General features: G+C 69.3%; 13 protein-coding genes. 7 read left to right on the top strand and 6 right to left on the bottom strand.

Annotated elements, in window-relative coordinates:
- Positions 1 to 227: 227 nt before the first annotated feature.
- The 4 genes from TBR22_RS07830 (at position 228) to TBR22_RS07845 (ending at position 11,335) form a co-directional block, all read left to right on the top strand.
- Positions 228 to 3,068: a protein kinase gene (locus tag TBR22_RS07830; protein WP_239492412.1), complete on the top strand. Its 2,841-nt coding sequence runs from the start codon at positions 228 to 230 to the stop codon at positions 3,066 to 3,068.
- Entirely contained in the window at positions 3,065 to 5,707 is a 2,643-nt protein-coding gene (locus TBR22_RS07835) for a protein kinase (RefSeq protein WP_239492413.1), read from the top strand. Before TBR22_RS07830 ends, TBR22_RS07835 begins: the two co-directional genes overlap by 4 nt.
- Positions 5,707 to 8,436 carry a protein kinase gene (locus TBR22_RS07840; protein WP_239492414.1) on the top strand — a complete coding sequence of 910 codons (2,730 nt, stop codon included), beginning with the start codon at positions 5,707 to 5,709 and terminating at the stop codon, positions 8,434 to 8,436. The genes TBR22_RS07835 and TBR22_RS07840 overlap by 1 nt, the downstream gene beginning before the upstream one ends.
- 136 nt (positions 8,437 to 8,572) lie before the next feature.
- Positions 8,573 to 11,335, top strand: coding sequence for a protein kinase (locus tag TBR22_RS07845; protein WP_239492415.1), 2,763 nt, complete (start codon positions 8,573 to 8,575; stop codon positions 11,333 to 11,335).
- A 48-nt stretch (positions 11,336 to 11,383) separates the two neighbouring features.
- Here the strand turns inward: TBR22_RS07845 and TBR22_RS07850 are convergent, their stop codons facing one another.
- The 6 genes from TBR22_RS07850 to TBR22_RS07870 form a co-directional block, all read right to left on the bottom strand.
- Complete coding sequence (locus TBR22_RS07850) at positions 11,384 to 11,809, bottom strand: type II toxin-antitoxin system VapC family toxin (protein ID WP_239492416.1); 426 nt, start codon at positions 11,807 to 11,809, stop codon at positions 11,384 to 11,386.
- 50 nt (positions 11,810 to 11,859) lie between these two features.
- Positions 11,860 to 12,096, bottom strand: a complete 237-nt coding sequence (locus TBR22_RS07855; RefSeq protein ID WP_239492417.1) for a type II toxin-antitoxin system Phd/YefM family antitoxin — start codon at positions 12,094 to 12,096, stop codon at positions 11,860 to 11,862.
- A 264-nt stretch (positions 12,097 to 12,360) separates the two neighbouring features.
- Positions 12,361 to 12,489 carry a hypothetical protein gene (locus TBR22_RS26705; protein ID WP_255665357.1) on the bottom strand — a complete coding sequence of 43 codons (129 nt, stop codon included), beginning with the start codon at positions 12,487 to 12,489 and terminating at the stop codon, positions 12,361 to 12,363.
- 2 nt (positions 12,490 to 12,491) lie between these two features.
- Positions 12,492 to 15,167: a protein kinase gene (locus tag TBR22_RS07860; protein ID WP_239492418.1), complete on the bottom strand. Its 2,676-nt coding sequence runs from the start codon at positions 15,165 to 15,167 to the stop codon at positions 12,492 to 12,494.
- Positions 15,164 to 17,896, bottom strand: a complete 2,733-nt coding sequence (locus TBR22_RS07865) for a protein kinase (protein WP_239492419.1) — start codon at positions 17,894 to 17,896, stop codon at positions 15,164 to 15,166. Before TBR22_RS07865 ends, TBR22_RS07860 begins: the two co-directional genes overlap by 4 nt.
- A 202-nt stretch (positions 17,897 to 18,098) precedes the next feature.
- Entirely contained in the window at positions 18,099 to 21,008 is a 2,910-nt protein-coding gene (locus TBR22_RS07870) for a protein kinase (protein ID WP_239492420.1), read from the bottom strand.
- Between the two features lie 317 nt (positions 21,009 to 21,325).
- Here TBR22_RS07870 and TBR22_RS07875 point away from each other — a divergent pair, with 317 nt between their 5' ends.
- From TBR22_RS07875 to TBR22_RS07885, 3 genes are all read left to right on the top strand, one after another.
- Positions 21,326 to 21,748, top strand: a complete 423-nt coding sequence (locus tag TBR22_RS07875) for an ester cyclase (protein WP_239492421.1) — start codon at positions 21,326 to 21,328, stop codon at positions 21,746 to 21,748.
- 35 nt (positions 21,749 to 21,783) lie between these two features.
- Positions 21,784 to 23,358: a SpoIIE family protein phosphatase gene (locus TBR22_RS07880; RefSeq protein ID WP_239492422.1), complete on the top strand. Its 1,575-nt coding sequence runs from the start codon at positions 21,784 to 21,786 to the stop codon at positions 23,356 to 23,358.
- A gap of 157 nt (positions 23,359 to 23,515) precedes the next feature.
- Positions 23,516 to 23,851, top strand: coding sequence for a hypothetical protein (locus TBR22_RS07885; RefSeq protein WP_239492423.1), 336 nt, complete (start codon positions 23,516 to 23,518; stop codon positions 23,849 to 23,851).
- Positions 23,852 to 23,891 lie beyond the last annotated feature (40 nt).

Raw genomic sequence — 23,891 nt, forward strand, 5'->3', positions numbered from 1 at the left:
GCTATACTTGAGCTTCGCTTGTCCCTGCCTCCCGGTACACGTCTCGGTGCGTATGAGGTCACCGCCCCGCTCGGCGTGGGCGGCCCGCCTGCGCTCGCGCGTGATTCGGGCGAGCTTCGGCGAGGTCTCGTCCGCCGTCGCCGCGAAGCGGCTTCGGCGAGACCACGCCATAGCTCCGCTCGAATGGCAGCCGAGCGGAGGCGGGCCGTCGCCCAGAAGAGGCCACGATGATCGGCACGCGTCTTGGCCCTTATCAGGTCGTGGCCAAACTGGGCGAAGGCGGAATGGGTGAGGTGTATCGCGCCACCGACACGAACCTGAAGCGGCAGGTGGCGATCAAGGTGCTGCCGGCTGCGGTGGCGGCCGATGGCGATCGTCTCGCTCGCTTCCAGCGCGAAGCCGAGGTCCTCGCTGCACTCAACCACCCGAACATCGCGGCGATCTACGGGCTCGAGAAGACGCCCGAGTGCACGGCGCTCGTGATGGAACTGGTCGAGGGCGAGGACCTGTCGCAGCGCATCGACCGCCTTCGCGCCCGGGGCGCGTCGGCGGGGCAGGCCGCGATGCCGCTCGACGAGGCATTGCCGATCGCCAGGCAGATCGCCGAAGCCCTCGAAGCCGCGCACGAGCAGGGGATCGTCCATCGCGACCTGAAGCCCGCCAACATCAAGGTGCGCGAGGACGGCACGGTGAAGGTGCTGGACTTCGGTCTCGCCAAAGCGCTCGGACCCGAAGGGCCGAGCGCGACGGCGGGCGGCGTGAGCGCGTCGATGTCGCCGACGATGACCTCGCCCGCCATGACGGCGATGGGCATGATTCTCGGCACGGCGGCCTACATGGCGCCGGAGCAGGCGCGGGGCCGCGCGGTCGACAGGCGGGCCGACATCTGGGCGTTCGGCGTGGTGGTGTTCGAGATGCTGGCCGGCCAGCGCGCCTTCCCCGGCGACGACCTCACGGACACACTCGCGGCCGTCGTCAAGCTCGAACCGGCATGGGAGTCCCTGCCGCCAGGCGTGCCCGACCGGGTACGACGCGTGCTGCACGCCTGCCTGCGGAAGGACCCGCGGCAGCGGCTCGGCGACATGCAGAGTGTGCGCCTCGCGCTCGACGGCGCGTTCGAGACGACGGTGTCCCAGGCCGCCGCGTCGGCGCCATCGGCGCTGGCGCAGCGGTCCCTGGTGGCGCGCGCGCTGCCGTGGGCGATCGCCAGCGTGGCGGTCCTGATCGCGGGCGTGCTGCTGATGTTCTGGGCGCCCTGGCGGCCGGCACCCGTGCCCACGCCGCGCAAGGTGCTCGCCAGCATCGGCGCGGACGCGTCGCTGCCGACCAGCCCCGGCGCGTCGGCGATTCTGTCGCCGGACGGCACAACCCTCGCGTTCGTCGCGCGACAGGCAGGCTCGGCGCGGCTCTTCATCCGCACGCTCGACCAGTTGCAGGCCGTCCCGCTCGCCGGCACCGAAGGCGCCGAGGATCCGTTCTTCTCGCCGGACGGCCAATGGCTGGCGTTCTTCGCCGACGGCGCGCTGAAGAAGATCTCGGTGGCCGGGGGCGCCGCGGTCACGATTTGCGACGCCGTGGAGCACTTCGGCGGCACGTGGACCGACAGCGACACGATTGTCTTCAACCGGTCGGGCGCACCCACCGCAAGGCTGATGCGCGTCTCGGCGGCCGGGGGCAAACCGGAGATCTTCGGCGTGCTCAGCCCTGGCGCCGGCAGGCAGCGGTGGCCCCAGGCGCTGCCGGGCGGTCAGGCGGTGCTGTACAGCGAGCACTCGCCCTTCGCGACCAACTGGGACACGGCCAACCTCGTCGTGGCCCCAGTGTCGGGCGGGGCGCCGAAGGTGGTGGTCCGCGGCGGGTACTTTGGCCGGTACGTGCCGAGCGGGCCTGGCTCGCCGAAGCGCGGCGAGCGCGAAGGCGGCCATCTGATCTACCTGCACCAGGGCACGGTCTTCGCGGTGCCCTTCGATCCCACTCGCCTCGAAACGGTGGGCCCGGCGATGCCGGCGCTCGAAGGCGTCGCCACATTTCCGAACCCAGGCGGCGGAAAACTGGCGGTGTCGTCCGAGGGCACGCTCGTGTATGTGCCCGGCACGGCCGTGTCGGGCGAGCGCCCGATCGAGTGGCTGACGCGCGACGGCAAGGCGGCGGTGCTGCGTGCGACGAAGGCCCAATGGTCCAATCCGCGCTTCTCGCCGAATGGCGAGAAGCTGGCGCTCGACATCTCCGACGGCCAGCAGCGCGACATCTGGGTGTACGACTGGGCGCGGGACACGCTGACGCAATTGACCTTCGAGCCCGGGGAGGATCGCTTTCCGGTCTGGACGCCCGACGGCCGGCGCCTCGTGTTTGGGTCGGATCGCGCCAAGGCCGGCACCTTCAATCTGTACTGGGCCAACGCCGACGGCACGGGCGAGGTCACGCGGCTGACCGACAGCCCGGAAACCCACTCGCAAGGATCCTCCTGGCATCCAAGCGGCAAGTTCCTCGCTTTCCAGGCCGCCCGCGGCGCCGGCAACGGCGTCGACCTGATGATCCTGCCGATGGAGGGGGACGCCACGCGCGGGTGGACGCCCGGCACGCCCACGGTATTCCTGGGCTCGCCGGCCAACGAAACGACACCGACGTTCTCGCCGGACGGCCGCTGGATCGCGTACACCTCGAGTGAGCGCGGCGGCGTCGGCGATATCTACGTGCGCCCATTCCCCGGCCCCGGCGGCCCCTGGCGCGTCTCCACGGGGGGCGGTCGCTTTCCGCGGTGGTCGGCCACGGCACCCGAGTTGTTGTTCGTCGCGCGAGAAGGCACGATCACGGCCGCACGGTACGCCGTCGTGGGCGACTCCTTCCGCGCCGACACGCCGCAGGTCTGGACGCCGACGAGCATTCAGGCGGTGGCTCCCGGGAACAGCGGGTACGCGTTGCATCCTGACGGCAAGCGGGTCGCGGCCGCCGCAGTCGCCGACGACAGCGAAGGCGTCGCCAATGACAAGGTCGTGTTCTTCTTCAACTTCGGGGCGTATCTGAAAAGGATCGCCCCGGGGGGCCAGACAGGGGTGCCGGAGTCATGACCCTGTCTGCCGGCACGCGCCTTGGCCCGTATCAGGTCGTCGCCAAACTGGGCGAAGGCGGAATGGGCGAGGTGTATCGGGCCACCGACACGAACCTGAAACGCCAGGTCGCGATCAAGGTGCTACCGGCGTCGGTGGCCGCCGATGTCGATCGCCTCGCTCGCTTTCAGCGCGAAGCGGAAGTCCTCGCCGCACTCAACCACCCGAACATCGCGGCGATCTACGGGCTGGAGAAGGCGCCCGAGTGCACGGCGCTGGTGATGGAGTTGGTCGAGGGCGAGGACCTGTCGCAGCGCATCGCCCGCCTTCGCGCCCAGGGCGCTTCGGCGGGGCAGGCCGGAATGCTGCTGGACGAAGCGTTGCCCATCGCGCGGCAGATCGCCGAGGCCCTCGAAGCCGCGCACGAGCAGGGCATCATCCATCGCGATCTCAAGCCCGCGAACATCAAGGTGCGCGCCGACGGCACGGTGAAGGTGCTGGACTTCGGTCTCGCCAAGGCGCTGGAGCCCGCCGGCGCGACGGCGGGCGGCAGCGCGTCGATGTCGCCGACGATGACCTCACCGGCGATGACCGCGATGGGGATGATCCTCGGTACGGCGGCCTACATGGCGCCCGAGCAGGCGCGGGGCCGCGCGGTCGACAAACGCGCCGACATCTGGGCGTTTGGCGTGGTGCTCTACGAGATGCTGACCGGCGCGCGCGCGTTCGAAGGGGAAGACATCTCGATCACGCTCGCGAGCGTGCTGAAGGAAGACGTCGACTGGGACGCGCTGCCGAAGGATGTGCCTGCCGCACTCCGGCGGCTGTTGCGGCGCTGCCTCGAGAAGGATCCGAAGCGGCGCCTGCAGGCGATCGGTGAAGCGCGGTTCGCCATCGAGGAACTCCAGAGCGGGGCCGCGCGTGACGCGACCGACGCGCCGACCATGTCGGCGCGTCGGGCAAGCGGCGTCGCGTGGAAGGTCGCGGCGGCCGTCTTCGCCGTCGCCTCCGGCGTGCTCGGCGTCGTTGCGGTCCTCCACTTCCGCGAAGTACGGCCGGCTCGGGACGTCGTGCGCTTCCAGATCCCGGCGCCCAACGGTCATCAGACCGGGGCTCTCAAGCTGTCGCCCGACGGCCGCCGAGCCGCCTTCGTCGAGACTGGTCCCGGCGGCCCGGTCCTCTGGATGCACTCGCTGGAATCGTCCTCGTCATGGCCCCTGCCCGGCACGGAGCGGGTCGGCGCCTTCTTGATCTGGTCTCCGGACAGTCAGTTCATCGCCTTCATGGCCGATGGCAAGCTGAAGAAGGTGGCGGCATCGGGTGGACAGCCGCAGTCGATCGCGGATGTCTCCGGCTTCTTCGGCGGCGCGTGGAGTCGCACGGACGTCATCCTCTTCGGATCACGTCAAGGCATCATGCAGGTGCCGGCGGCGGGGGGAACCCCGGTCTTGCTCCTGCCTCTCGACGCACCCCGCAACGAATTCGTGCAGCGCTGGCCCGGGTTCCTGCCAGACGGACGCCATGTCGTGTACTGGAGCAACGACCGAGGCATCTACGTGGGTTCTCTGGATCGCGCCGACGCACCGAAGCGCGTGGTGGACGCGGCCGATACGCTGGCTGGCTACGTGGCGTCGCCTGACGGTGGCAGGGGGTACCTGCTCTTCGGACGCGCTGGCTCGCTGATGGCGCAGGCGTTCGACGTCGAGCGGCTCGAGACCGTGGGCGAGGCCGTGACGATCTCGTCAGACATCGGTCCGTGGCCCGCGTCGGCCTCGGAAAACGGCGTCCTGGCCTACCAGGGTCAGGGCATGCCCGGCGCGTTTCAACTCACGTGGCTGGATCGAGCAGGCACGACGCTTGGCGTCGAGTCGCTCCCGGGCGCCCTGCAGGCGCCGAGCCTTTCGCGGGACGGCAGGCGCGTGGCCATCGAAGGACGCGTGTCGGAGAACACCGACGTGTGGGTGATCGACCTGGCGCGTGGCACGACGACGCGTGTCACCGACGACCCTGGCGCGGACACTCGTCCCGTGTTCTCGCCCGACGGCAGCCGCGTCGCCTTCACACGCGCGAACGTGATGTATCAGAAATCTGCCAACGGCAGCGGCGCCGAGGAGCGACTGGGCGAGGGAGAAACCACCGACTGGTCCCCGGACGGACGGTTCATCAGTTTCATCCAGGGTGGCGACCTGTGGGCGCTGCCGCTCGCAGGCGACCGCACGCCGGTGCGCCTCGCCGAAGGCCGGTTCAACGATCGACGCGGGCGGTTCTCGCCCGACGGCAAGTGGATCGCCTACGAGTCGAACCTGTCGAACCGCTTCGAGATCTACCTGCAGCCGTTTCCGTCGACCGGCGAACGCATGCAGATCTCGGTGAACGGCGGCGACTCCGCCTACTGGCGCGGCGATGGCAGGGAACTCTTCTTTCGCGCGCCCGATGACACCATCATGGCGGTGGACATCACCCCCGGCTCCGTGCCTCAGCCGACGGCGCCGCGCGCCGTGTTCCGGCTGCCGGCCAACATCAACAACGGCCGCTTCGTGGTGGCGCCAGATGGCCAGCGGTTCCTGATGCCGCTCGAAGTGCAGAAGACCACCCCAGCGCCCATGATGGTGACGCTCAACTGGATCGAAGAGCTGAAGGCGCGGGCGCCGGTGAAGTGATGGCCCTCTCCGTAGGCACACGTCTCGGCCCCTACGAGGTGACCGGCCCGCTCGGTGTGGGCGGAATGGGCGAGGTGTATCGCGCCACCGACACGAACCTGAAGCGCCAGGTCGCGCTCAAGGTGCTGCCGGCCGCGGTGGCGGCCGATGTCGAGCGCCTTGCCCGCTTCCAGCGCGAAGCGGAAGTGCTCGCCGCGCTCAACCATCCAAACATCGCCGGCATCTACGGGCTGGAAAAGACGCCCGAGTGCACGGCGCTGGTGATGGAGTTGGTCGAGGGCGAGGACCTGTCGCAGCGCATCGCCCGCCTCCGCGCCCCTGGCGCTTCGGCGGGGCAGGCCGGAATGCCGATCGACGAGGTGCTGCCGATCGCCAGGCAGATCGCCGAGGCCCTCGAAGCCGCGCACGAGCAGGGCATCATCCATCGCGATCTCAAGCCCGCGAACATCAAGGTGCGGGCCGACGGCACGGTGAAGGTGCTCGACTTCGGGTTGGCGAAAGCGCTGGAGCCGGTGGGCCCAGCGGCGTCGGGCGTGAGCGCCTCGATGTCGCCGACGCTCACGACGCCGGCGATGACCGCGATGGGGATGATTCTTGGCACCGCCGCCTACATGGCGCCCGAGCAGGCGAGGGGTAAGGCGGTCGACAAGCGCGCCGACATCTGGGCCTTCGGCGCGGTGGTGTTCGAGATGCTGGCCGGACAGCGCGCTTTCCCCGGCGACGACCTCACCGACACGCTCGCGGCCGTCGTCAAGCTGGAACCGGGGTGGGAGGCGCTGCCGCCCGACGTGCCCGACCGGGTGCGACGCGTGCTGCACGCCTGTCTGCGGAAGGACCCGCGACAGCGGCTCGGCGACATGCAGAGCGTGCGTCTCGCGCTCGAGGGCGCGTTCGACACCGCGCCCGTCGTCGCCCCCGTCGTTGCCCCGACGCCACCGCGTCCGTGGTGGCGGCGAGCGTTACCGATCGCGGCGGCGGCCCTGGGGGCCTCCGTCCTCACGGGCGGCGCCATGTGGATGACCCGGCCGACGGCGCCGGCCGGCGTGGTCTCGCGCTTCGTGGTGCCCTTCGAGCAAGGCCTGCAGGGCAGTTCCACTCCCCCCATCGCGATCTCGCCGGATGGCACCCGCATCGCGTATGCGGCGCTTCCTGGGCGGCAGATCTTCGTCCGCGCGATCGGCGCACTCGCCGCGCGACCCATCACCGAGGCGCGCCCCGCTCTCCCACGGGCACTCGCGTTCTCCCCGCAGGGCGACTGGATTGCGTACCTCGATCCGACAGACTCGGCGATCAAGCGAGTCGAAGTGACGGGTGGCGCCCCGATCACGGTCTGCACGACGCCGTCCGATGTGTATGCCATCGAATGGAGCGGCGACAGCCTCGTGTATGCCAGAGACGAGGGCGGCATCATGCGGGTGCCGGCCTCTGGCGGGGAGCCGCAACAGCTCATCGCCCTCGGAAAGCATGAAGTAGCTGCTGCTCCGCGCCTGTTGGACGATGGCCGCGTCCTGTTCTCGTTGGCCGAGCGGACGCCAGCGGGAATGACGGGGCCCGCCCGCGTCGTGCTCCAGAAGCCGGGCGAGTCCACGCGCACCACGCTGGTGGACAACGGCTACGCTCCACGGTACCTCCCCACAGGGCACCTGGTGTACGGGGCCGACGACGTCCTGTTCGGGCGCACGTTCAACCTGGCCACAGGCGCGGTGGGAGGCGCCGTCTCGCTCGTCGAGGGCATCGGGCGATACGACGTGTCGGCGACGGGCTCGTTGGTCCACGTGACGGGCCCGGTGAGCGCCATTGGCCAACGGACGCAGCGCACGATCGCCCTCATCGATCGTGCCGGCAAGGCTGAAGCCCTCGGGATTCCTCCGGGGCCGTTTGGAACTCCCCGCATGTCACCCGACGGCCGGCGCGTGGCGTTCGAGGTCAACGACACCCGCGACGCGTCCATCTGGGTGTACGACATCGGCGCTGGCCGCTCGGCGAGACGGCTCACGTTCGGCGGCCGCGACCGCTTTCCGGTGTGGTCGTACGACAGCCAGCGCGTGATCTTCCAGTCGGATCGTGAGGGCGACCTTGGCCTCTTCTGGCAACGCGCCGACGGCGCGGGTGCGGCCGAGCGGCTGACGAGACCCGACAGGGGCGTGGCCCATGAGGCGCAGTCGGCCTCGCGCGACGGCCGCTGGTTGTTGATGGACCAGACCGCGGACGGGAAGACGTCGCTGATGGTCCTGTCCCTCGGGGACAAGTCGACCACGCCCTTTGGCGGCGTGGTCTCGACGCGGCCGACGGGCGCGATCTTCTCGCCGGACGACCGCTGGGTGGCGTACTCGACACGCGACACGGCCCGCACATCGAACGTCGTGTTCGTGCAGCCGTTTCCGGCCACGGGCGCAAAGGTCCAGATCTCGCCCGACACCGAGGACGGTCACCATCAGGTCTGGTCATCGGACGGCAAGGAGCTCTACTACACCCCGGGGGGAGGCGATCGGTTGACGGCCGTGACCGTGACGGCCTCGCAGGGATTCGCCTTCGGCCCTGCGCCCCCGGTCGTGCGGCTCTTCGTGAACGCCGCACCGACAAACGCACGCACGTTCGACGTGGCGCGCGATGGCCAACGATTCCTGGGGCTGCTGACGCCGGACGCCCTGAACGCAAACGCCTCGGCCCGTCCGGAGATTCGCATCGTGCTCAACTGGTTCGAAGAGCTGAAGGCGCGGGTGAAGTGACGGCCCTCTCGTCAGGCATGCGTCTCAGCCCGTATGAGGTGACCTCCAAGCTGGGCGAAGGCGGCCCCTCCTTCGCAGAGCGCTCGCGTTGCTCGCAGCTTCGGTGGGTCCGCCGAAGCCAGTCGAGGAGTCGATGATGGTGCCTGAGACTCTCGGTCCCTATCGACTCCTCGGCAAGATTGGCGAAGGCGGAATGGGCGAGGTGTATCGGGCCACCGACACGAACCTGAAGCGGCAGGTCGCGATCAAGGTGCTGCCGGCGTCCGTGGCGGCCGATGCGGATCGCCTCGCTCGCTTCCAGCGCGAAGCCGAGGTGCTCGCCGTCCTCAACCACCCCAACATCGCGGCCATCTACGGGCTGGAGAAGACGCCCGAGTGCACGGCGCTCGTGATGGAACTGGTCGAGGGGGAGGACCTGTCGCAGCGCATCGCCCGCCTTCGCGCCCAGGGCGCTTCGGCGGGGCAGGCCGGAATGCCGATCGACGAAGTGCTGCCGATCGCCAGGCAGATCGCCGAGGCCCTCGAGGCCGCCCACGAGCAGGGCATCATCCACCGCGACCTGAAGCCGGCCAACATCAAGGTCCGCGCCGACGGCACGGTGAAGGTGCTCGACTTCGGTCTCGCCAAAGCGCTCGGGCCCGAAGGGCCGAGCGCGACGGCGGGCGGCGTGAGCGCCTCGATGTCGCCGACGCTCACCACGTCGGCCATGACCGCAATGGGGATGATTCTTGGCACCGCCGCCTACATGGCCCCAGAGCAGGCGCGGGGCCGCGCGGTCGACAGGCGTGCCGACATCTGGGCGTTCGGTGTGGTGCTCTACGAGATGCTCACCGGACGGCGCGCGTTCGAGGGCGAAGACATCTCGGTCACGCTCGCCAACGTGATCAAGGACGATCCGACGTGGGAGGCGCTGCCTCCCGACGTGCCCGTTCGGGTGCGACGCGTGTTGCAGGCCTGTCTGCGGAAGGATCCGCGGCAGCGCCTCGGCGACATGCAGAGCATCCGTCTGGCGCTCGATGGCGCGTTCGAGGTGGTGGTCGAGCGGACCGGCGCCACGAATGCGCCGCGGCCGGCGCCTCCGCTGTGGCGCCGCGCAGCACCGTGGGCCGCGGGTCTCCTGGCTGCAGTCGCGTCGGGCGTCGGGGCCTGGCAGTTCAAGCCGGTCTCGCCACAGCCGGTGATCCGGACCGCCCACACGCTGCCGGTCGGGCAGTCCTTCAGGGGCACTGGTCGTCGCTACCTCGCGATCGCGCCCGACGGCAGTCGGTTCGTCTACAACGCCACAGGCGGTTTGTACGTCCGCGACATGGATGCCCTCGAGGCCAGGCTCATTCCCGGTACCGAGGGCGCCGGCCACAGCATCGTGTTTTCACCGGACGGGCAGTCGTTGGCCTACTTCCAGCCTGGAAACACGGCCACGGGTGGGCAGGTGAAGCGGATCGCGATTGCCGGCGGCGCGGCGACGGTGCTCACGACGGCAAGGACGCCATTCGGCATGAGTTGGAGTGACGACGGGACGATCCTGTACAGCGCGGGCAGCGAGATCCTGCAGGTGTCGGCCAACGGTGGAGAGCCGGAACGGGTGGCGACGGCCGACCCCGGGTTCGTGGCGATCGATCCGCAGCGGCTGCCCGGCACGGACTGGGTGCTCTTCTCCCTCCAGCCCGAGAGCGGTACGAGCCGCGAAAGCGTGACCGCTGCCACCAGGATCGCGGCCGCGTCGCGGTCGGGCGAACTACGCACCATCCGGACCGGAGGCACCAGCGCCCGATACCTGGCGACGGGGCACGTGCTCTACACGACGAACGCGACCGTCCATGCCGCGCCCTTCGACGTCAGGACGCTCCAGTTCACGGGCCGGCCAGTGCCGGTCGTGGACGGCGTCGAGGTGTCGTCGAGCGGTCAGGCCGAGTTCGACGTCTCGTCGAACGGCACCCTGGTCTACGTGCCAGGCACCCAGCAGTCAGGAGTGGCGCGGATGCTCGCGCAGTCGGACCGCGCCGGGACCCGCGTCGAGTCGATCTCGCCGGTCGGCGCCTACGACAGCGTGCGCGCGTCGCACGATGGCAGGCGTCTCGCGGTGGGGTCCGACGATGGGAAGGAGGCGATCATCTGGATCCACGATCGCGGCGCCAGGAGCGCGATGCGGAGGCTGACCTTCGACGGGCGCAACCGGTTCCCCGTCTGGTCGCCTGACGACCGGCGCATCGCGTTCCAGTCGGAACGGGACGGCCGGGCGGGCATCGTCGTGAAACAGGCCGATGGCACGGGCGAGGCCGTGCGGCTCACGACGCCGAAGGACGGTGAGAGTCATGTGCCCGAGTCCTGGTCACCCGACGGCAGGTACCTGTCGTTCGACGTGGTCGCTGGCCGTGAGCACTCGCTCTGGATCCTGACCCTCGCGGACGGGACCATGGCACGCTTCAGCGATAGACGATCGGCCGAGCCGTTCGGGTCCGGCTTCTCGCCCGATGGCCGATGGCTCGCCTATCATGCGCTGCCGGGGGGCGAGTCGCCGTTGACGGCTGCCAGCGGTGTCTATGTCGAGTCCTTTCCAGCGACGGGAGCGCGCTACCAGGCCCCCAAGCTGGAGCGCGACTTCCAGCCAGTGTGGTCGCCGGACGGCAAGGAGTTGCTGTACGTGCCCAGCCTCGCCAGCAGGCGCCTCGCGATCACGCGCGTGTCGGTGGGATCGGGCGTCACGTTCGGCGATCCCGAACTCGTCCCGTTCGATATGGCGGCTGGCCACCTGTCGGCCAGGTGGCGGGCCTTCGACGTGCTGCCAGGTGGTGGGCTCGTCGGGTTGATCCCTCCGGCGTCGACTGAACAGGGCCGCTTCTCCATTCGGTACGTCGTCAACTGGTTCGAGGAATTGCAGAAGCTCGTGCCAGTGAAATAGGGATCGCGCCGCGTCCCTCCACCGCGCTCGGGACGCCTTGCCGCCCCCTTACCGCTTCGCTCGCCGCTGGCGCCGCGGCGGTGGTTCGTCTGGAGCAGGAAGACCCGGCACCGGGACCGACACGACCGTCAGCCCGTCGATGCCCGTGAAGTCCTTCGGATTGCACGTGTACAAAGGCAGGCCGTTGGCTAGGGCCGTCGCGGCGATCATCGCGTCGTACGCGCGCGGTTTGACCGCCCGGCCGCTCTGTCGCAGCGCCAGGGCGACGCGACCAAAGGCACGAGCCGCAGGAACGTCGAACGGAAGCGGATCGAAATCCGATTCGGCCTGTTGTACGTGTGATTGGCGCGCGGCCCGATCCGCGTCCGTCGTCGCCACGAGAGGACCGACGGAGAGCTCGGCGAGGGTGACCGTGGTGATGAGCGGCTCCACCGGGAGTACGTGTTCATCCTCGATGCGTGGCAGCAGGATCACGGTGCTGGTGTCGAGGATGCCACGTTCGTGACGAACGCGTGCTCGCGTCGTCACAGCGACGAATCCAGCGTGTCGTCGATGTCGGCCTTCAATCGCGCGGCATCGACGTGGGCCAGCCCCCGCCACCGGCTCAGCAACGCAGAAGCGCGAAGCGGACGTCGTGCCAGGGGCCTGAGTTCGGCGACCGGGTGCCCATCGCGAGTCACCGTCAGCGACTCACCTCGTTCGACGCGATCGAGCACGCGCCCGCCGTCATTGCGCAATTCCCGGACGGTGACTTCGACCATGGCTCAATGTATCACCGGTGAGACTGTCGGTCCAGCCGCTCATCCGATCGCGCGCGCCTGTCGGCAACGCCGAGACCACGGCGCCTTCGTCAAGGTCTCGCGGGCGCCCACACGTGTCCCGCCGTCACCCAGCTTGGCCACGACGTGATACGGACCAATGGCGTTCCCGATCACGGCCGTGGCCTCCGCTGGGCCAGGGCAAGGCCTTCACGGAGCGTGGCCGTCACTTCATCCGGCCGGGCCATCGCCGACCGGCCGTGTTCGTCACTCGACGGCGTAGCGAAGTGTCGCCACGTCGCGATCGAGCTTGGTGTCGCGCGCGCGGAAGACGGCGCCCATACCGCCTTCGCCCAGCTTGGCCACGACCTGGTACGGACCAATGGTCGTGCCCATGCCTACTTCCCGACACCGAGAGCGGCGGCCCAGTTGACGACCACGGTCAGGATGGAAGCGGACTCATCGTTCAAGAAGCCGTCGACGATGAAGTGCTGGCCATCAGGGGCGACGCTGAAGCCACTGAAGACGACAGCAGGGACGACACGCTGTGGCAGTCCCACTTCGAATCGGTCTGGTGACGCCTGGGGCGCGACCGGGACGGCCATGATGCCCTTCTCCGCCCGGGAATGGTAGAAGAGTTCCTTCCCATCGCGCCGCCACTCCGGCCAATGGCCGCCCTTGTTCGAGACCTGCCACTTGTTGCCCGACGTGGGGAAGCTCTGGACGTAGACCTGCGCTTCTCCCGACTCGTTCGAGGTGTAGGCAATCCAGCGACCGTCGGGCGAGAGCCGAGCCTGGGATTCCGAGGAGGGTGTCTGCAGGACCGGCACGGGTTGGCGCTCTCCGGATACCGGCACGATCCACACATCCGAGTTGGCATTGTCGCTTCCTTTCGAATACACGATGTACCGGCCGTCGGCACTCCAATCGGTCGGCACGATCCGGGACGCACTCTTCAGCGCCAGTTCCTCCTCGCCGGCGCCTCCGGCACTCATCACATAGATGCCATGCGCTCGGTCGCGGGTGGAGGCAAACGCCACGCGTTTGCCATCCGGCGCCCAGATCGGATTGGAGTCGGGCGATTGGTTGAGGGTGAATCGGGTGGGCGTGTTTCGCGAGAGATCGAACAACCAGAGGTCACCGGGGCCCGACGCCGAATCGACCTGAGTGCCCAACACCCGCAGGCCGTCAGGAGACAGCCGGGGGGCAAAGTAGCGCTGCGTCGAGAGCTTCGTGGGCGGCTCGACGCTCTGGCGGGTGAACGACCACAACTGCGACCTGCTGTTGCTGTCGTCGCCAAGCCTGGTGACGAGGACGCCGTTGCGCGATGCCTTGAAGGCGGGGCGGGCCCACTGCGGATTACCGAGCACGAGGCCTTCCATCACGACGCGGGACTCTCCAGTCAGATCGAAGGAGCCGGGTGCCATCGCCTGCGCCATCAGGGTCGATCCGCGCTGGAACAACAGGTATCCGGGTGGAGAGAATTCCGGCCACCCCGTCGAGTCGACGAGCCTGGTCCGGTCCTTCGAGCCCAACGAACCGAGATAGACAATGGCGTCGTGTTCAGGCCGGGTCGAACGGGCCAGGTAGATGAATCGCGTGCCTCCGGGCAGCAGACGCGGGCCGACGTGAGCGGTTTCCTCCCGAGTGGCGTCCAGTTCCGTGACCGCCATCGGGGTGCCCCCGGACGCCGGAACCCGGTAGAGAGGTCTGCCCGAGGACCCGAACACGATGTAGCCCTCGTCACTCCACGAGGCGCCGCCTCCGCCAGTGGCGCTCGCGACTATCCGGGCGGGACCGCCGGTGATGTCGATCGTCCGGAGTGTCTTGTCCGCGAAGAAGCCGATGTGGCGGCTATCGGGCGACCAGAACGGGTCCCCGCCTCCGGCGGTACCCGGCAGAATGCGGCCGGATCCGTCGAAGCCGTGCAGCCACAGCGCTTCGCCCTGATCGCCAGATGCCGTCGACACCACGTAACGCCCATCCGGCGAGACGGCAAACTGCAGCGCCACGCCCGTCGGCGGTTGGGACACCTCGAATCGCATCCTGGGCAGGGAGGGCTCGTCCGTCCTGAGGAGCGCGGTTCCCGCCAGCACTCCGAGCGCCGTCACGATCGCGGTCACCACCGGCACACCGACCGCCCGCATCAGCCCCCGTCGGCCACGTGTCGCCATCGACGTGGGTGTCGCCTCGGACACGATGGTCTCGAACGCACCCTCGAGGGCGAGTCGCACGTCCCGCATATCGCCGACACGCTGCTTCGGGTCCTTGCGCAGGCACACGCGAAGGACCTGCGTGACGCGGGCCGGGACCGTCGCGGGCACGGCGTCCCACCGCGGTTCCAGCCGCACGACCGCGCCCAGCACTTCGGTCGTGTCCTCGCCGTCGAACGCGCGCCGGCCCGTCAGCATCTCGTACAGCACGACGCCGAATGCCCAGATGTCGGCGCGGCGATCCACCGGCTTGCCGCGCGCCTGCTCCGGTGCCATGTACGCAGCGGTGCCGAGGATCATGCCCATCGCGGTCATCGCCTGCGAGGTTATCGTCGGCGACATCGATGCGCTGACGCCCGCCGTCGCGCTCGCCCCTTCGGTCGCGAGCGCTTTGGCGAGGCCGAAGTCGAGCACCTTCACGGTGCCGTCGGGCCGCACCTTGATGTTGGCCGGCTTCAGATCGCGATGGATGATGCCCTGCTCGTGCGCTGCTTCGAGCGCCTCGGCGATCTGCCTGGCGATCGGCAACGCCTCATCGAGAGCAATCGCGCCCCGAGTGATGCGCTGCGAAAGGTCCTCGCCCTCGACCAGTTCCATCACGAGGGCGGTGAGGCCGTCGCTCTCTTCGAGCCCGTAGATCGCCGCGATGTTGGGGTGATTGAGCGACGCGAGCACTTCGGCTTCGCGCTGGAACCGCGCGAGCCGGTCGCGATCCGCAGCGACCGCTGGCGGCAGGATCTTGATCGCGACCTGACGCTTCAATCTGGTGTCGGTCGCCCGATAGACCTGTCCCATGCCGCCTTCGCCAAGCAGGGCGGTCACTTGATACGAGCCCAGACGCGTGCCGGGCGCGAGACTCACGGCGTCAGCGGCACCTGCCGCCGCAAGTGGTCGGCGAAGTTCTGGAGCATGACGATCAGATGCTCTGCCTGGCGAGGCTGGGCGGGCCCTTCAGGGATCAGCGCCGCGACGCGCTTGCCGTCGGGGGCGAGATCCCAATCCGTGCCGCCGAACGAGGCCATCCACACCCGGGGTTTGTCGGCAACGAAGCTGGGCCCGTTCACGGTGTAGCTGACGGTCATCAGCTGGTCGCCGGACTGGTAGACCAACTCGCGTCCGGTGCGCGACCACTGTGGAGAGGTGCCGCCACTATTGGAGATCTGCCACTTGCCTGTCCTGAGCGAAGTCGAAGGGCCGCCTTGTCCGGTCGAAGGTGAGGGGAACGGACGGACATACACCTCTCTCCGTCCCGATTCGTCCGAGCTGTACGCCAGCCAGCGGCCGTCGGGCGAGAACGACGGATGTTGGTCGCTGAACGTGCTCGTGAAGAACCGTTCCGGCGTCCCGGCCTTCAACTGGCCGCCCTGGTCGTCCAGGGGAACGGTCCAGATCTGGGAATACATCCCCTGGCCGGTGAAGTAGGCCAGCCGCTTGCCATCAGGCATCAAGGACTGCGGATAGAAATCCGTCTTGCTTGCCACCAACACGTGCGGCGGACTGCCGCCGTCCGCTCGCGCCTGGAAGATGCCTTGAACGGTCTTGTGGAATACGACGTATTGGCCGTCCAGGCTCCACGCCGGCCAAGCATTGGCGCCGCCAAACGTCAAGCGCGTCAGCGCATCGCGCCGTGCCTCGTACACCCAGACGTCGTGATTGGATCCATCCCTGATGACAAGCGCGACGCGCGTGCCGTCCGGAGACAGTCGCACGTCCTGATACGCGCCGGGAGTGGCCCGCAGTGGCTCCTTGTTGCCGGCCGCGTCGAGCCATTGAACCGTGGTCATCACCGCGGCCCCTCGGGTGGCTCGGCGATAGATGACGGTCCCCGAGGGGGAGACGGCCAGCTGGCCACCACCGGTCGAAGGGTTGTAGGCGACATCGTCCAACACGGGCACCGCCGTGCCTCGCGTCTCCAGCGTGGCGACGTCGAAGGGGATCGCGAACGTCGTGGCCCTGTTGGTATAGAGCAGATGACCGATGCCAGTGGACGACGGCAGGTAGCGGGGGGATGTGCCGCCTCGGACGAGGATCTTTCTGCGGCTATCCGCCAGTGTCACGACCTCGATGGTGAACGCGTCCAGGCTGGTGCCGGGATTGCCCGCGCAGAACAGGAGCGCCTTCCCACCAGGCAGGGCTTGCGGTTGAACGAGGTTGACGTCGCCCCGAGCCACCACGACCTTGGGCGTCCCCCCAGCGGCGGGAAGCTGCAGCAGTCCCTCGCCCGACGCATCGGCCACGAAGATGCTGCCATCTTCAGCCCAACTCCCGCCGGCGAAGATGGCGCTGACGTCTCCCAGCGGGACGACGGCGCCGCCGTCCACCGAGATCTTCTTGACCGTGCGGCCAACGGCGAAGCCGACCCACTGCCCATCCGGGGAGAAAAATGGATTCGCGGCGCCCTCCGTGCCCGGAAGCTCGGTGGCCCCGGATTGATCCAGGCGACGGGTGAACAGACGGCTTGGCGTGCCGGAGACGTAGACCAGTCGCATGCCATCCGGTGAGATGACGACAGTGCTTCCGCCGCTTCCGTTGGGGAAGGCCACCTCCGCGCCCAGATCGACATCCAGCCGCAGGAGCGGCCGATTCGTCGGCGTCTCCGCGCGCCACAAGGCCCACACCGCCGCGCCCAGCGCCACAACCAACACCGCAGCTACGGCCGGGAGCGCGCGCGCGAAGAGGGACCGTGGCGCGGCCACCGGGGGGGGCGCCACGTCTGCTGGTGCCGCGGTTTCAAACGCGCCCTCCAGCGCCAGGCGCACATCGCGGATGTCACCCACGCGTTGCTTCGGGTCCTTGCGCAGGCACAGGCGCAGCGCCTGACTGACCCGGGCAGGCACCGTCGGCGGCAGCGCGTCCCACGGCGGTTCCAGCCGCACGACCGCGCCCAGCACTTCGGTCGTGTCCTCGCCGTCGAACGCGCGCCGGCCCGTCAGCATCTCGTACAGCACGACGCCGAATGCCCAGATGTCGGCGCGCCGATCGACGGCCTTGCCGCGCGCCTGCTCGGGCGCCATGTAGGCCGCGGTGCCGAGAATCATGCCCATCTGCGTCATCGCGGGCGAGGTCATCGTCGGCGACATCGACGCGCTGACGCCCGCCGTCGCGCTCGCCCCTTCGGTCGCGAGCGCTTTGGCGAGGCCGAAGTCGAGCACCTTCACCGTGCCGTCGGGCCGCACCTTGATGTTGGCGGGCTTGAGATCGCGATGGATGATGCCCTGCTCGTGCGCGGCTTCGAGCGCCTCGGCGATCTGCCTGGCGATCGGCAACGCCTCATCGAGAGCAATCGCGCCCCGAGTGATGCGCTGCGAGAGGTCCTCGCCCTCGACCAGTTCCATCACGAGGGCGGTGAGGCCGTCGCTCTCTTCGAGCCCGTAGATCGCCGCGATGTTGGGGTGATTGAGCGACGCGAGCACCTCGGCTTCGCGCTGGAACCGCGCGAGCCGCTCGCGATCCGCGGCGACTGCTGCTGGCAGGATCTTGATCGCTACCTGTCGCTTCAGCCTGGTGTCGGTCGCCCGATAGACCTGTCCCATTCCGCCTTCGCCCAGTTTGGCCACGACCTGATATGGGCCAAGGCCCGTGCCGATCATCGTGGCCTCTTCCGGGCGACGGCCCGCCTCCGCTCGGCTGCCATTCGAGCGGAGCTATGGCGTGGTCTCGCCGAAGCCGCTTCGCGGCGACGGCGGACGAGACCTCGCCGAAGCTCGCGCAACGCGCGAGCGAAGGAGGGGCCACCTTCGCCGAGGAGGGCGGTCACTTGATACGAGCCGAGACGCGTGCCGGGCGCGAGGCTCATGGCGTCAGCGGCGCGATGGTCCGCAGGTAGTCGAAGAAGTGGGACACGATCACGACGTGGTCCTGGACGGTCCCCTCGGTCTGGCGCGCGGCGGCCGCCGCCACCCGCTTTCCGTCGGGATGGAGGTCGTAGTAGGAGTTGTTGCCACTCCACCGCAGGTCCACTGGCGACCAGCGCTGCGGCTTGGCCGGGATGAAGGCGTCGTCGACGACGCTGAACGGTGTGACCATGAGGTAGCCCTGCTCGAACCACACCAGTTCGCGCGTCGTGGCGGACCAGCGGGGAGACGTGCCGCCACCGGTCGAGATGCGCCAGGGGCCGCCGGGCCCCGGAAACGGACGGACGTAGACGTCAAAGGTCAGGGCACGGGCCTCGTCCGAGAAGTAGGCGATGAACCGGCCGTCCGGCGAGAACATCGGCACGGCCTCACTGGCCGGCGTGCCGAGAAGCACGGTGGGCGTGCCGGCAATCCAGCCCCGGTCCGCGTCGTCCTCCATCGGCAGGAGCAGGAGATCCGCCCCCATGCCGCGGCGAGATGCTGTGAACGCGAGGAACTTTCCGCTCGGATGCCACGACGCCGGGAACTGACTCTCGGGGCTGTCGGTCAGGCGAGTCACCTCGCCCGTGCCGTCGGCGTTCACCCAATACAGGTTGCGGGGGCCGCCGGGCCTGGCCCGGTCGGACGCAAACACGAGGCGCCTGCCGTCCGGCGTCCAGACCGCGCTGGAGTCCTGACCGGGGTCGAACGTCAGTTGCGTCAGCGTGTCGCGGGCCCAGTCGTACACCCAGACGTCGGCCTGCTGGCCGTCGGAGATGTCCATGGCGATCCGCTGGCCGTCCGGCGAGAAGCGGGGATTGGCCCAGGCCGATGCTGTGGCACGCAGCGTCGCCGTCTTGCCGTCGCGCGTCACCCAGTCGATGGGCGCGGGAGCGGTGGTCGCCGCGGCTGGTACGTAGGCCACCGTGCCCTCCCGCGACACGTCCACCTGGGCGCCGCCCGCCACCGGAGCCGACTCGAGCCCCGTGATCGCCGGCACGGCCGGCCCCAGCGTCTCGAGGCGGACGGGGTCGAACGGCACCGCGAAGAGCGTTCCCTGCTGAATGTAGAGGAGATGCCCACGTGCGCGCTCGCCGCGCGTCGGCGCGGCCAGGCCGCTCGGGACGTAGCGCCCGTAGTACGCGCGCTGGACGACGATCTTCGCAGGGCCCGCCTTCGCCGCCGCGTCGGCAGGGACGGGCGCCACGACGAGGTTGGCCCCGTCGAAGGCGCTCGTGGCCGAATGCTCCGTGTACAGGACCGCGGCGCCTCCGGGGAGCACCTGGGGCCAGCGTTGCGTCGTGGCTCCCTCACCGAGGGTACCGAACACCGTCGGCGTCCCGCCGGCTGCCGGCACGCGCAGCAATTGGACCTTCTCTCCACCCGAGGGGCCGAAGACGATCGTGTCGTCGGCGGTCCACGAGCCGCCGCGACCCGACGGGGCATCGCAGAGGGTGATGGCCGCCCCACCGGCGAGGGACACCTTCTTCAAGTGGCCCCTGGTGAAGAACCCGATCCACTGGCCGTTCGGCGAAAAGAACGGGTAGGTCGCCCCGTCGGTCCCGGAGAGCGGCGTCGCCTGCAACTGATCGAGCCTGCGGATGAACAGGCGTGCCTGGCCGTCCTGTCGCGCGGTGAAGGCGAGCGTTGTCCCGTCCGGCGACAGGACCGCCCCGGCGCCACGGTCGGTCACGAGCGACGCGTCGACACCGATGCTCGTGAGCAGGCGGCGCGGTGTGGGCGCGGGTGCCGCGCGCCAGGGCGTCCACAGGACAACACTCGTGATGAGGGCGGCGACCGATGTCGCTGCCACGACCCACGGGAGGCCGCGCCGCCACGCAGGCGCCGGTGCGGGCGGCATGGGCGTGGCAGCCGTGACGACGCTGTCGGGCGCACCGGCTTCGATGCGGCTGATCTCGATGCGTGCCTCGCCGATGTCACGCAGGCGCGTCTTCACGTCGCGGTCGAGGCAGCGCTCGAGCAACCGCCGCAGCCGCGGCGAGGCAGCCGCGGGCAGTGCCTTCCAGTCGATATCCTGGCGCAGTACCGCGGCGAGCACGTCCGAGATCTCCTCGCCCGCGAACGCGCGTGTCCCCGCCAGCATCTCGTAGAGCACGACGCCGAATGCCCAGATGTCGGCGCGCCGATCCACGGCCTTGCCGCGCGCCTGCTCGGGCGCCATGTAGGCGGCCGTGCCGAGGATCATCCCCATCTGGGTCATCGCGGGCGACGTCATCGTCGGCGACATCGACGCGCTCATGCCCGCCGTCGCGCTCGCTCCTTCGGGCGCGAGCGCTTTGGCGAGGCCGAAATCGAGCACCTTCACGGTGCCGTCGTCGCGAACCTTGATGTTGGCCGGCTTCAGATCGCGATGGATGATGCCCTGCTCGTGCGCAGCCTCGAGGGCCTCGGCGATCTGCCTGGCGATGGGCAACGCCTCGTCGAGCGGCATTCCGGCCTGCCCCGCCGGAGCGCCCTGGGCGCGAAGGCGGGCGATCCGCTGCGACAGGTCCTCGCCCTCGACCAGTTCCATCACGAGGGCGGTGCACTCGGACGTCTTCTCCAGGCCGTGGATCGCGGCGATGTTGGGGTGATTGAGCGCGGCGAGGACTTCAGCCTCCCGCTGGAACCGCGCGAGGCGATCCGCGTCGGCCGCCACCGAGGCGGGGAGCACCTTGATCGCGACCTGCCGCTTCAGGTTCGTGTCGGTGGCGCGATACACCTCGCCCATTCCGCCGGCGCCAAGCGGGGCGGCGATCTGGTACGGGCCGAGGCGGGTGCCGGGCGTGAGGGCCAGAGGTGTCGCGATTATACAGATGAGCGAACTCGCGCCCGGCGCGTCCCCTGACGCCGTTCCGCCCGTCCTCACCCCTCACCGATCCTCACCTACGGTAGCAGCGCGGCGGTCCCACGACGCACGGATCCAGATTGCGTGCCGGGGGGAGTACAATCGGACCGTTTAACTCAGCAATATCCGGACTCCGAAGCTGATGGACCGGCAACACGCCCAACGCGTGGCCGTCGTCCCCTGCTTCAACGGCTTCCATGCTCGCGCCCCGCGTGACCGTGAAGTGGCTCGTGACGACGAGGTCGACGCGCCTCCAGTCGGTGCCTCGGCCTCGTGCTGCAGGCGTTCCGCGATAACCTGAGCCGCCACTGGACACCGAACGCCTGGAGGAGGCCCTGATGACACGCGATGAGGTGCTGGTGGTGCTCGATCGACGTCGCGACGCACTGGCCAACCGCGACATGGCGGCGTTTGCCGAGCTGTTTGACGCCAACGCCCGTCTCGAGAGCCCGCTCGCCGGTGCGGTGACCGGGCGAGAGGCGATCGCGGAGGGCACCCGCCTCTTCTACAAGGCCTTTCCCGATGCGGTCGTGACCGAAGAGCCCCCGATCATCGACGGCACGCGCGCCGTGATCGTCGCCGAGGCGGTCGGTACCCACGTCGGGAGCATCATGGGCCTCGAACCGAGCGGCCGTCCGTTCCGCTTCGCCTTGACCTTCGTGCTCGAGTTCGACAGGGACCTCATCGTGCGCGAGCGACGCATCTACGACTTCACCGGACTGCTCGTGCAGATCGGCGTGCTGAGGGCGAAACCCGCGTGAGTGCCCCACGACTGAGCGTTCCCGATCCTGGGGGGATGCGCCTGATTCCCGTCGACAAGGCCACCTTTCTCGTCGGGCGGCGCACGACGGCCGACCTGCAGATGATGCGCGAGGACGTGTCGCGCGAACATGCGCGCATCGAACGCACGGGTGACCAGTGCGTGGTGTCGGACCTGGGCTCCCGCTCCGGGACGTTCGTCAACGACGAGCCCCTGACCGCGCCGCGCGTGCTGGTCCATGGCGACCGCATTCGCTTCGGCCGCACCGGCGCGGCCGAAGTGACCTTCCTGACCGACGAAGGCTCCGTGATCGGCCTCACCGAGGGGGGGCCTGCGGAGATGTCCGATCTCCGGCAGATGGCGGCGATCCTCAACGGCCTGCGGGCGCTCGGCTCGGGTCGCGTGCTCGACGAGGTGCTGGCGCTGGTGCTCGGGTCGGCGCTCGAGGTGACCGGAGCCGAACGTGGATTCATCATGCTGGCGACGCCGGCCGGCGCGCTCGAGTTCCGAACCGGCCGCACGAAGAGCGGGGCCGAGTTGTCGGGCCCGTCCTTCACGACGAGCCAGAAGATCCCGCACGAGGTCTTTGCGACAAACCGGAGCCGGATCGTTTCGGACCTGATGGACGGCGACCTCGCCGGGGCCCACGGCCGCACGATCGCCACGGGCATCCGTCACGTGCTGTGCGTGCCCCTGCGGGTGGTGCCGTTCGGTCCCTCGTCGGGGCAGACGGCTGACCGGGTGATTGGCGTGCTGTACCTCGACGGGCGCGAGCGGGGCCGGCTGCTGTCCACGACGACCGTGACGTCCCTCGAGGCGTTCGCCACGCAGGCCGCCCTCGCCATCGAGAGCGCACGGTTGTATGCCGAGTCGGCGGAGAAGGCCAGGACCGACCGCGATCTCAAGGTGGCCGCCGAGATCCAGCGGGCCCTGCTGCCCGAGCCGCGCTGGCGGGGCGCGACGCTCGATCTCGCGGCCAGCACGACGCCGTGTCGCACCGTCGGTGGCGACCTGTTCGACTACCTCGAACTCGGCGAGGGTGTCGTGGGATTCGCCCTGGGCGACGTGGCGGGCAAGGGGCCGCCGGCAGCGATCCTGGCGGCGACGGTGCAAAGCCACTTCGCGGCCCACGCGCCGATTGCCTCCGATCCGGCCGACCTGATGACGCGCCTCAATCGAGCGCTGTTGCGGCGCGCCGTCGAGGCACGATTCGCGACGATGTTCTACGGAGTCCTGTCGCCGAGTGGTGAACTCGCCTACACCAATGCCGGGCAGGAACCGCCGATCGTCGTGCGCGCCGACGGCACACTGACGTCCCTGGACGTGGGAGGTCCGGTGCTGGGCCTGCTGCCGGCCGCGTCGTACCAGTGGGCCCGTCTCTCCCTCGCGCCGGGGGACATCGTCCTGGTCTGCAGTGACGGCGTGACCGAGGCGCGCAATCCGGCTGGTGACGAGTATGGCCTCGGCCGACTGTCGGCGCTGCTGGCCTCCGCGCACGGCGGCGACCCTGACGATCTCGTCGCGATGGTGCTGGCGTCGGTGAACGAGTTCGCCGGGACCGAACCGCAGGGCGACGACGTGACCCTGATGGCGGTGCGGTACCGGGGATAGGCAATCAGCGCGCTCGCGAGTTGTCGGGCGACACCATGTCGGGGACGATCGACATGGGTGAGGACCGCAGCGCCACGTTCACCGCGCGGCGCGTCGCGAGCGCAATAGCCGACGGCCGCTCGGCGCGGCGAGCCCGACATGCGACAGGACGTGCGACATGTACGAGACCAGGTCCCAGCCAGTGATCGCGCGCGCCCGGTTCGTCAGGCGGCTCGTACAGCACGCCGTGATGGCCGTCGGCTTCCTCGCGGTGTCGCTGCTCATCGGCATGGTGGGGTACTCGAGGTTCGAGCACCTCACGCCGCTCGACGCGTTCCTCAACGCGGCCATGCTGCTCGGCGGCATGGGACCGGTCAACATGCCGGTCACGCCGGCGGGCAAGCTGTTCGCCGGCCTGTACGCCCTCTACGCCGGCCTGGTGTTCCTGGTCACCGCAGCGCTGATCTTCACTCCCCTGGTCCATCGGCTCCTGCACCGGCTCCACGCCGACTGAGGAGAGCCGGGGCGGCCGCAGCCATCCCCGAGGTCCGGCC

It is taken from the genome of Luteitalea sp. TBR-22 (assembly GCF_016865485.1).
Lineage (GTDB): Bacteria > Acidobacteriota > Vicinamibacteria > Vicinamibacterales > Vicinamibacteraceae > Luteitalea.

Excerpts from the sequence above, each read along its gene's own strand:
- TBR22_RS07830 (WP_239492412.1), top strand. The coding sequence starts at position 228 with ATGATCGGCACGCGTCTTGGCCCTTATCAGGTCGTGGCCAAACTGGGC.
- TBR22_RS07835 (WP_239492413.1), top strand. The coding sequence starts at position 3,065 with ATGACCCTGTCTGCCGGCACGCGCCTTGGCCCGTATCAGGTCGTCGCC.
- TBR22_RS07840 (WP_239492414.1), top strand. The coding sequence starts at position 5,707 with ATGGCCCTCTCCGTAGGCACACGTCTCGGCCCCTACGAGGTGACCGGC.
- TBR22_RS07845 (WP_239492415.1), top strand. The coding sequence starts at position 8,573 with ATGGTGCCTGAGACTCTCGGTCCCTATCGACTCCTCGGCAAGATTGGC.
- TBR22_RS07855 (WP_239492417.1), bottom strand. The coding sequence starts at position 12,096 with ATGGTCGAAGTCACCGTCCGGGAATTGCGCAATGACGGCGGGCGCGTG.
- TBR22_RS26705 (WP_255665357.1), bottom strand. The coding sequence starts at position 12,489 with ATGGGCACGACCATTGGTCCGTACCAGGTCGTGGCCAAGCTGGGCGAA.
- TBR22_RS07865 (WP_239492419.1), bottom strand. The coding sequence starts at position 17,896 with ATGATCGGCACGGGCCTTGGCCCATATCAGGTCGTGGCCAAACTGGGC.
- TBR22_RS07875 (WP_239492421.1), top strand. The coding sequence starts at position 21,326 with ATGACACGCGATGAGGTGCTGGTGGTGCTCGATCGACGTCGCGACGCA.
- TBR22_RS07880 (WP_239492422.1), top strand. The coding sequence starts at position 21,784 with ATGCGCCTGATTCCCGTCGACAAGGCCACCTTTCTCGTCGGGCGGCGC.
- TBR22_RS07885 (WP_239492423.1), top strand. The coding sequence starts at position 23,516 with ATGTACGAGACCAGGTCCCAGCCAGTGATCGCGCGCGCCCGGTTCGTC.